We start from the raw sequence: 9,224 nt of genomic DNA, 5'->3' as shown, positions 1-9,224 counted from the left end.
GGCGGTTCGCTGCGCGGCGTTGATGGTCTCGCACAGGTGATAGAGCAACTCGCTGGGGTCTCGCTGCCGGCATCCGCGTGGGAGTCGCTGATATTCCCCGCCCGGCTGCCGAACTACTCGCAGGCGTGGCTGGATGAGTTGACGGTCTCCGGTGAGGTCATCTGGTCTGGTAATGGCGTGCTCCCGGGCAGCGATGGCTGGGTGAGCCTGCACCTGGCCGATACCGCGAGGCTGACCCTGGCCGAGCCGAGCGGTGACGAGACAACGCCGCTGCAGCGCTCCATTCTGGAGGCGCTCGCGGGCGGAGGCGCCTACTTTTTCCGCCAGCTGGGGCAGGCCGTCGGCAGCACCGACGACAAGTCCCTGAATGCAGCCCTGTGGGAGCTGGTCTGGGCGGGCCTGGTGACCAACGACACCTTCTCGCCGCTGCGGTCGCACCTCGGGGGGCCTGCCGCTCCCCGGCGTACCCGATCCATGCGGGGTCGGTCGAGTTCGACAAGGGTGATGAGCTCGGGGCCGCCCACCGGCGCTGGTCGCTGGTCGCTGCTGCCCCTGGCCGAGGGCGACACGACCGTGCGGGCGAAGGCGATGGCCGAGTCCCTGTTGGAGCGGCACGGTGTTGTGACTCGCGGCGCGGTGGTAAGCGAAGGCATCCGCGGGGGTTTCGCTCTGGCATATAAGGTGCTGAGCGGCTTCGAAGAGTCTGGTCGCGCGCGGCGTGGATACTTCGTGGATGGGCTGGGTGCCGCGCAGTTTGCGACGGGCGCCACCGTCGACCGGCTGCGCAACTTCACCGTCGAACCGGAGTCCGTACCGAAGCTCGAGGCCCTCACCCTGGCGGCGACGGATCCGGCGAACCCGTACGGCGCGGCCCTCGGCTGGCCAGGACCAGCCAACGAGCCCGGCACCGCAACAGAGGCCGTGGAGAAGCGTGGGCATCGGCCTGGTCGCAAAGCGGGAGCGATGGTCGTGCTCGTGGACGGTTCACTTGCGCTCTACGTCGAGCGCGGCGGAAAGACCGTGCTGACGTTCACGTCGAGCGAGAATGCACTGCGCGCCGCCACGATGTCGCTGTCGGCCACCGTGCGAACGCGGTTGGGAAAGCTGCGCATTGAGCGCATCAACGGCGATTTCTCCATCGGCACTCCGCTGGGTGGTTTGCTTGTCGATGCCGGCTTCGTGCCCACACCCCAGGGGTTGAGGCTGCGTGCCTGAGGGCGACACGGTCTACCGCTCGGCGAAGAACCTGGCCGCGGCGCTCGATGGCAGCGTGTTGACGCGTTGCGACATCCGGGTTCCGAAATTCGCGACAATCGACCTCACGGGTCACACCGTTGACGAGGTTGTGAGCCGGGGCAAGCACCTGCTCATGCGCGTGGGGGAATATACGCTTCACAGTCACCTCAAGATGGAGGGTTCATGGCACCTCTACTCGCACGAGGCACGATGGCGACGGCCCGCATGGCAGGCGCGCGCCATCCTCGAAAACGATCAGTATGTTGCTGTCGGCTTCGAGCTTGGGCTATTCGAGGTCGTCGATCGCGCCGAAGAGGATGATGTAGTCGGCCACCTGGGGCCCGACCTTCTCGGCCCGGACTGGGATGCAGCGACGGCCATAGACAACCTCAGTAGCGACCCCGATCGCGAGATTGGTCTTGCCCTGCTCGACCAGCGAAACCTCGCCGGCTTCGGCAACGTCTATCGCTGCGAGCTGTGTTTTCTTCGGGGGGTTTTGCCCACCAGGCCAGTTGGGGAGGTGAATGACCTGCCAAGAATGGTCACTCTCGGTAAGCGCCTGATCGAAGCAAACAAGGATCGCGCTGAGCGCACCACTACCGGAACTTTGCGTGGTACCACCGACTGGGTGTATGGGCGCGCGGGCAAGCCCTGCCTGCGCTGCGGAACAAAGATTCTGAGGGGAGAGCTGGGGGAGAATGCCCTGCAACTGAGGAACACCTATTGGTGCCCCCGGTGCCAGTCCTAGAGGCAACGCAATGGGCGGTCAATCGGTATGGTTGCGATAGACGACGAAGGAGATTTTGTGACCAACCCCCTACCAGGTGAGCCGGAACCCAATGTCCGCCGGGGCCTCGCGTTTGCCCTTCTCGGGATCCCCGTCTCGTTGACGATCTTCGCCATCGTTGGGCTCGTTATTGGTCCCATTACGAGTTTCGTGGCGATTGCCATTCCGCTGGTCATGAGCGGGCTGTACGTCAGAGGGGCCAGCGGGCCACTCTCGGCGGGGGCACGGGCACCGTTTGCGGGGATCACCCTCGTCGCGATGGTGGTGGGCACCCTCGTGGGACTGGTGGCCGGGTTTTACAATACCTTCTCCGCGGTGGGAGGCGACGGCGGGATTGTCGGTTCGGCATTCCAAACCACCGTCCGCAATCAGTTCAGCAACAACACGCTCGAGAACGTGATTCCGATCGTGTTTGGGCTCGGCATCGGCATTGGGACCCTGGTGAGCGTTCTGCGCGGCAACGCCGGTGCGCTTCGGAGAGGTGGTCGCCCAATCATGAGCCGTGCGCCTGTGGAAGTGGATGCCACATCGCCCGTCGCCAACCAGTCATCGCCCGGAATTCTTCTTAACGGAAAGCCTCTCGATCCGAAGGAGAAATGACGGCCCCCCGGGCACCTCGAGAGGTTGTTACGAGCCTCGACCCCGACGCACGGCGTAGAGGAACAGCACGCCGATTGCGGTGGCGGCCCCGAGCGTCATCATGAGCGGGGCCGAGTAGATCACCAACTGTGCTGTGACGTAGTCGAACGTCGAGCCGCCTTGCGAGACAGCGAACATCTCTTGCAGCCTGGATGCCAGGAACAGGCCTCCCCCGAGCAGCACTAGGGCGACGACACCCAGCACCACGATGAAAGGGTTGATCCCTGCGGGAGTCTCCTCGACGAGATCACGCGCAATCGCAGCATCGAGCGTCACTGGAGGTGACCGTACGGCGGGAGGCACCGTCAGATTCTGTGCCATCGCAGGTTGAACCGGTGCCTGCGATTCGAGCAGGCCCTCAAAACCGGGTTGGAACGCGGGGTCGAAGCGTGGGTCGAACCGGGCTTCGTCGCTCATTCCTTCACGGTATCACCGGACACTTCATCGACGATCCCGACGAACCTGCTCCCCACGCCGTCCACTTCGTGTCGCACCATGCCCGCTGCCGCAGTCGGAAGGTCTTCGGGGTGATGATCCGCACAACTGATCCACGTAAACGCCGGCCACCATTTCTTGGGTCGCGCCGCCTCTGTGAAACCGCAGACCTCGCAGGTCAGCTGCACCCAAACCACTTTTTTGCCCGTGCGATTGGCCCAGGACTGCGCAAGCCACACCGGCGGGTCCGCTCGAAGCGCCTCGAGCTGCTGCTCCGACATGCGGGAGGGAATGTCGTGGCGCCTGGCCATTTCCAGCGGAATGTCGAGGCGCAGGGCCACCTCTCGACGGGTGATCATGGTCATGGTGTCACCTCGGGGGTTGTGGTTCGGCGGTTGGCCGCGTGTACGGCTCCCATGCTGGCGGCCACCACGAGCAGCATGGCGACGAGGTCAATCGCTCCCAGCTGCTGACCGAGGATCAGGAGGCCGGCGAGCGCCGCGAGCACTGGCGCGAGGCTGAGCAGGATGGAGAACGTCGCGGCGGGCAGCCGCCTCAGCGCGAGCAGCTCCAACCCATAGGGAATGGTTGACGACAGCACCGCCACGGCAAGTCCTAATAGCAAAATCTGCGGGTGGATGATCGCCGCTCCGGCCGTCGCAGCGCCGAACGGCACCACCACGAGTGCCCCCAGCGTCATGGCCAGCGCGAGGCCATCGAGTCGCTCAAACCGCGTACCGGTGCGCGCGGACAGCAGGATGTATGCGACCCACAGCCCCCCGGCACCCGCCGCGAACAGCACGCCGACCGGGTCGAGCGAGTCGAACCCTCCGCGCCCGAGGAGCGCAACACCGGCGAACGCCAACACGGCCCACAACCAACTGGATGCCCGTCGGCTCACCACCACCGACAGGATCAGTGGACCGAGCACCTCGATCGTGACCGTCACGCCCAGGGGAAGCCTCGCAAGAGCTTCGTAGAACAGCACATTCATTCCGGCCAGCGACAGCCCGAACGCGACCACGGTCATCCAGTCGGCGCGTGATCGACCACGCAATCGGGGCCGAAACACCAGCATCAGGATCGCGGCCGAGAACGCCAGGCGCAGGCTCACCATCCCCACGGCGCCGACGGCCGGAAACAGCGTCACCGCGAACGCGGCCCCGACCTCCTGGCATATCAAACCAGCGATGACCAGCCCGGTTGCACCGAGGGCAGGGCTGCCTTCTCGAGTGGATGCTGCTGCGCTCATGTCTCGACCGTACGCGATCGGAGGGGCGCTAACGTTCAGCCCTGGGGCACCTTGATAGTGAGCGCGCCGGGATCGACGGTGATTCGACACGCGACCATCTCTCCGAACGGATCCCCATCGAGCTGCACCTCCTCGGCCCTATTGAGCTTGATGACGAGGGTCTTGGCCTGGCGGAAGTCGACCGAGTCCGTCTTCAAGCCCCTGGCGCGTCTGCCCCACCTGAGGCGGCCAACAATTCCGTTTTCCCAGAAAATTTTCACCATCACCTCGAGCCACCCGTGAAACGACTCCGGCTTGACGACGATGACGTCGAGCAGCCCGTCATCCACCACGGCGTCAGGGAGCAACAGGATGTTCGCCGGAAGTGATCCGCAGTTTCCGATGATAATCGCCTGCACTCGCGCCGACCTGGTGCGGTCGGCATCAACCTTGTAGTTGAGTCGTAGCGTGTTCTTATCTCGAAGCACCACGAATAGGGCATGCGCATAGGCGAGCCAGCCCACCCGCTTCTTCAACTCGGAGTCCGTGTTCGACATGATTTTCGCGTCGAGTCCGGTTCCTGCCATCACGAGGAACACGTGGCTATCCGTGGAGCGGTCCGCGCGCCGGATTTCGATGCCGGCCACGTCGATATCGCGGGTGGTGCCACCAAACGCCGTTGCCAGGGAGTCGGCCGTGTCATCCAGCGTCAGTGAGAGGTTGCGGGCGAGCAGATTACCGGTGCCGGAGGGCAGCAGGGCCATCGTGGTGCCGGTTCCTCGCACCACTTCGGCGACCGCGCGCACCGTCCCGTCGCCGCCTGCCGTGATGATGAGGTCGGCCCCCGTGTCGATGGCCTGCTTTGCTGGCCCCTGTCCCGCATCTTCCTTAGAGGTCGGAAGCCACAGCACCTTCCATCCTGCGGCGGAAGGCTCCGCCGCGACAGCAGCCTTGAGCGCGTCAAGGTCGACCTTGATCGGGTTGTAAATGAATGCGGCGGTGTTCTTGACCATTTGATCACGCTCCATAGTGTGAGCTGCCCGGTTGAGCTACGGCGAGCAGGTCGGAGCCTATGGACGGCGTGAACGAGCTCGATAACATGGCCCGATCATATTGTCGGTGTGCGGCGCAGCCGTAATCCGCCCCGGGCCTTGACACCACCCGTGGCTCGTGCTGGTCCGGGGAGCCCATCCAGCTGCCCGGCGGCAGCCAAAAGACCCCGCCACACCATGACGGGGTCTTTCAGATCTACGACCGGAGAGATGAAATCTCCGGAACGCCGATGGTTTGCTTAGACCCGCGCTGACTTCTCGTCGTGTGCACTTTCGATTACGGCAAAAGCGGGATCGTCGGCGAGTGATTTAATGCGTGCGACCTGGAAGATGATGATCGCGTAGACGCACTTCGCCAGAATGTCCGCGACGGAATACCCGACCTGCTTGATGACCCAGGCGTCCGAACCGGCGATGTTCAGCAGGGGAAGCAGGTACGCGATCGGGTACACGCCCCAGCTGAGCAGCAGCAGGAACCGCAGCTGGCTGAGGGTCTTTCGAACTCCCGCCGGCTGGTTGTCCAGCGATTTGGTCAGCTGCACGAAGAGTACGTAGAGAATAAACAGGAACGGGATGGTCGACAGCAGGCCAAAGAGGCCCCGTAGCCCGTCGTCACCACTGATCTCCCCCGGGTATCCGAGGATGATCATGAGGGCAGCAGCAGGTACGAGCTTCTTGAGCAGGCTGGACTGCACCGCGCGGGCCAGGGCCAGGACCGCGACGAGTTCGACGAGGAGGAGGGGAACCGTGAGTAGCCAGTCGACGTATCGGTAGCCCTCGTTGAAGCTGGAGCCAGCCGCTTGCGAGTAGTCACCTGCTCCACCGATGGCGTCGGTGACGAACGCGTCTTTGAACGAGTCAAAGATCCTGAAGTAGTGGTAAGCCGCGATGCCACACACGACTATCGCGACCGTGACGGCCTGGCGATACCGAGGGAGGATCCGTGGCAGTGCGATGAGAAGGAACAGCGCCGTGAAGAGCTGTGACGCGATGACGAGTGAAAGGAAGTTATATACGGTGTCGTACTGACCTTGAGTCAGACTGTCAGGAATCACGATGTCCTCCATTGGACTGGTAGTGGTGTTGGTGTGCGCCGCGGTGAACTTCTCGGTGGCGCAACATAGCTTACTTGTTAACTGACATAGTGATTCAACTACATACTGAGATTGTTCTGAATTCTTCGTTACACTAAGAACTCTTGAGGGACGGTTGAAGTGGCCGCTGCTTCCCTCGGTCGGTTGGCCGTGGAACGGAGGTGCAGTGGCAATTCAGGAGCGTACGTCGCACATTCTTACGGGATTTGCCGCGTCCGCGAGCGCGTTCGTCAATGCCCTCGACGGCAATCGGCTCCGGATAGCACGAGAAGCCGGGGTGAACGGCACCGAACTGCGTGCACTGTTCCGGGTCGCGCGGGTGGTGAGTGTCACTCCGAAAGATCTCGCCGCGCACCTCGGTATGACCACCGGTGCGATTACCGCCATCTCCCGTCGGCTTGTCGATATGGGACTGGTCGACCGGGTCGATCACCCCGATGACCGCCGCAGCCTCTACCTCGAGTTATCGCCGAAGGGCAACGAGGTGATGGAGAGCATCCATCGCGAATTTACGGCCATGTTATCGGCCTCCACGAGCAGTCTCAATGCGCGCCAACTCGCCGACTTCACTGCCGCGCTCGAATCGGTAGCAACCGAGGTGCGAGAGCGGTCCGGGCAGGCCTGAGACGCGGCTTGCCTGAATCAACGAGCGACGTACACCGTGTTTGACGAAGTGCCGCCGGTCAACGGATTGTCGAAGTCAACAACGTGTGCCCGGGCCTCGGAAAACACGACGGCCATCATCGCCAAAAACTCCGGATCCGGCGGGTCATCCGACCACAGCGCGAATACCCCGCCGTCCGTGAGGTGCCGGGTGAGCGATTGCAGCCCTGCAACGGTGTACAAATCTGCGTGGCTGGAATCCAGCTGGTGGCGCGGCGAGTGATCCACATCGAGCAATATTGCGTCGTAACGAGACTCAGCTGGCCCGGGCTCTCTCCGCACCAGAGCAAAGAAGTCACCCAGCACAAATCTCGTGCGGGCATCGCCCGAGAGGGCTTCGGAGACAGGTAGCAGCCCACGCTCATGCCAATCGATGACCGCCGGCATCGCATCGATCACCGTCATCTCGGCCACGCGATCATCGCGAAGTGCGGCGATGGCCGTATATCCCAGGCCAAGCCCACCCACCAGTACCGTGAGTTCTTCGCCCGTCGTGACGGCCAAACCGAGATCGGCCAACTGCTCCTCGGCCACAGTGAACAGGCTCGACATCAGAAATTCGTCGCCAAGCTTCACCTCGAAAATCTCCACGCCCAGGGAGGCATCCTTGCGTCGGCGAAGCACGAGATCCCCCAGGGCGGTCGACTGCCAGTCCAACTCCTCATACCGGGCGCTCATGGACGGTGCCGCCGCGCGAGCGCATCCACTATCTGTTCGACGGTCGGCAACCCGGCAAGGCCGTTCGGCGTGCGGTAGATGCGGCAGGCAAGATCGCTCGCGCGGGCCCCGTCCGGGAAGAGGTCGACCCCGTCGATGAGGATGGTGGGCGAACCCGCGAAGTTCAGTGCCACTGCATGCGCCGCATTCATCACCGTCACGACTTTCACCGGGGTACCGGGCATATCGGCACCAGCCAGTGCCGTGCTGAGCCGGCTCTCAGCTTCGACCCAGCTCGGGCAATCGTCGATATGAAGCAGCGTGATGTTCATGCGTCTCATTCTCTGCTAGCAAATTCGGTCCAAAACCTCGAGTCCCGGAGGTTGAGCTCCGACCTACCGTCTGCGAGCCGATGTGTCGGAGGTCAGATCCCGGTCGGGGCGAGATTCAGATCGTCCAGATAATAGGTCTTGCCGGTGCCGCCGGTGCCGAAGTCGAAGAAGATCGACACCTTGTTGTAGGTCAGCGCGGGGTTGAGGGAGGGTGTTCCTACTGCCTGGTTGGCTAGATTAAACGTCAGCGTTTCCCAGCCGCCGCTCACGGACGTGATGACGTCAGTCTCCGCCGATTGACCGCCGTCTGCCGCATTCTCGACCTTTAGCCGCACTGCAATTCCCGCGTCCGGAGACCATACCCGGGCCGTCAATGACGTCGAGCTGCCAGTGAAAGCGATCCTGTGGACCGCCGCGTTCGGAAGAGTTGAGATAGTGGTGCCCGACCACACCGCGGCTCCAACGCCCTTGACAATCTTCACCACCCTATTGGCGACGTTGGTGGGGTCGACCACGATGGTCGGTTCCGCACCCCCGAAGCCGGTCAGAGTCGGTGGTACTACCTCGTCGAAGGTGAATAGGTCTCCCGGAGCTGGTGGTGGCGGTGCAGCAACCGTGTCGTAAATCTGCCGGGCAGCGGCTGGTGCGGTGTTGGCATTACCAGCCTTGTCGCTAAACGCGCCCGCTGCGACGCTGACATCGATCACACCGGTGGAGTTGACCGGTGGGGCAACGACGAGCGTGGCGTGTGTGGCATCCACTCGAATGAATGCGCCTCCGGTACCACCCGTTACAACAACGTCCGTGGCGATGAAGCTGATGCCGACATCTTCGCTAAAGGTGAAGGTGAAGGTGACGTCACCAGTCGCAGAGGCGGTGGTGTTATCGGTGATGGTGACCGACGGGGCGACCGTGTCGGGAATGGCAGGATAGTCCCTCACGGTGATGGGGATGCTGGCATTGCCGATAATCGAGGCACCCCCCGTGCCGTTGACGACGTTCGAGATTCCACCCTTGGCCTTCGACGGATCGAGGAATACCGTGAGCATGTTGTGCAGGCTTCCGGGAGCCAGCATCGCGGGCACCTCGAACGCGTTC

The 9,224-nt window shown here is 63.0% G+C and carries 11 protein-coding genes and 1 pseudogene; 4 read left to right on the top strand and 8 right to left on the bottom strand.

What is annotated here, in order from left to right:
* The 3 genes and pseudogenes from RMN95_RS05860 to RMN95_RS05850 all read left to right on the top strand — a co-directional run.
* Positions 1-1,215: pseudogene (locus RMN95_RS05860) on the top strand (ATP-dependent helicase); the annotation flags it as partial.
* Entirely contained in the window at positions 1,208-1,984 is a 777-nt protein-coding gene (locus tag RMN95_RS05855; protein WP_309616010.1) for a DNA-formamidopyrimidine glycosylase family protein, read from the top strand. The pseudogene RMN95_RS05860 and the gene RMN95_RS05855, both read left to right, overlap by 8 nt.
* 57 nt (positions 1,985-2,041) lie before the next feature.
* Positions 2,042-2,623 (top strand): hypothetical protein, encoded by a 582-nt coding sequence (locus RMN95_RS05850; protein ID WP_309616009.1) that lies wholly within the window; start codon positions 2,042-2,044, stop codon positions 2,621-2,623.
* Positions 2,624-2,650: 27 nt separating this feature from the next.
* Here RMN95_RS05850 and RMN95_RS05845 read toward each other — a convergent pair whose 3' ends face one another.
* The 5 genes from RMN95_RS05845 to RMN95_RS05825 all read right to left on the bottom strand — a co-directional run bounded on the left by RMN95_RS05845 (position 2,651) and on the right by RMN95_RS05825 (position 6,435).
* On the bottom strand, positions 2,651-3,079 hold the full coding sequence (locus tag RMN95_RS05845; protein WP_309616008.1) for a hypothetical protein: 429 nt from the start codon (positions 3,077-3,079) through the stop codon (positions 2,651-2,653).
* The gene (locus RMN95_RS05840; RefSeq protein ID WP_309616011.1) at positions 3,076-3,456 is read right to left on the bottom strand and encodes a hypothetical protein; all 381 of its coding nucleotides are present in this window, start codon (positions 3,454-3,456) and stop codon (positions 3,076-3,078) included. The genes RMN95_RS05845 and RMN95_RS05840 overlap by 4 nt, the downstream gene beginning before the upstream one ends.
* Before the next feature lie 2 nt (positions 3,457-3,458).
* Positions 3,459-4,349: an EamA family transporter gene (locus RMN95_RS05835; RefSeq protein WP_309616007.1), complete on the bottom strand. Its 891-nt coding sequence runs from the start codon at positions 4,347-4,349 to the stop codon at positions 3,459-3,461.
* 35 nt (positions 4,350-4,384) lie between these two features.
* Entirely contained in the window at positions 4,385-5,341 is a 957-nt protein-coding gene (locus RMN95_RS05830; protein ID WP_309616006.1) for a diacylglycerol kinase family protein, read from the bottom strand.
* Positions 5,342-5,619: 278 nt separating this feature from the next.
* Entirely contained in the window at positions 5,620-6,435 is an 816-nt protein-coding gene (locus RMN95_RS05825) for a bacteriorhodopsin (RefSeq protein ID WP_309616005.1), read from the bottom strand.
* 205 nt (positions 6,436-6,640) lie between these two features.
* On the opposite strand from RMN95_RS05825, the gene RMN95_RS05820 reads away from it, so the two are divergent.
* Positions 6,641-7,099, top strand: a complete 459-nt coding sequence (locus RMN95_RS05820) for a MarR family transcriptional regulator (protein ID WP_309616004.1) — start codon at positions 6,641-6,643, stop codon at positions 7,097-7,099.
* A 17-nt stretch (positions 7,100-7,116) separates the two neighbouring features.
* Here RMN95_RS05820 and RMN95_RS05815 read toward each other — a convergent pair whose 3' ends face one another.
* The 3 genes from RMN95_RS05815 to RMN95_RS05805 form a co-directional block, all read right to left on the bottom strand.
* Positions 7,117-7,815, bottom strand: a complete 699-nt coding sequence (locus tag RMN95_RS05815; protein ID WP_309616003.1) for a spermidine synthase — start codon at positions 7,813-7,815, stop codon at positions 7,117-7,119.
* The gene (locus tag RMN95_RS05810; protein WP_309616002.1) at positions 7,812-8,126 is read right to left on the bottom strand and encodes a thioredoxin family protein; all 315 of its coding nucleotides are present in this window, start codon (positions 8,124-8,126) and stop codon (positions 7,812-7,814) included. Before RMN95_RS05810 ends, RMN95_RS05815 begins: the two co-directional genes overlap by 4 nt.
* Positions 8,127-8,218: 92 nt before the next feature.
* Positions 8,219-9,224, bottom strand: a 1,006-nt coding sequence (locus RMN95_RS05805) for an Ig-like domain-containing protein (protein WP_309616001.1), incomplete at its 5' end; no start/stop codon positions are given.

This window comes from Salinibacterium sp., assembly GCF_031364185.1.
Classification (GTDB): domain Bacteria; phylum Actinomycetota; class Actinomycetes; order Actinomycetales; family Microbacteriaceae; genus Rhodoglobus.
The sequence above is the reverse complement of the archived record's forward strand: the minus strand, read 5'-3'. Positions and strand labels throughout refer to the sequence as shown.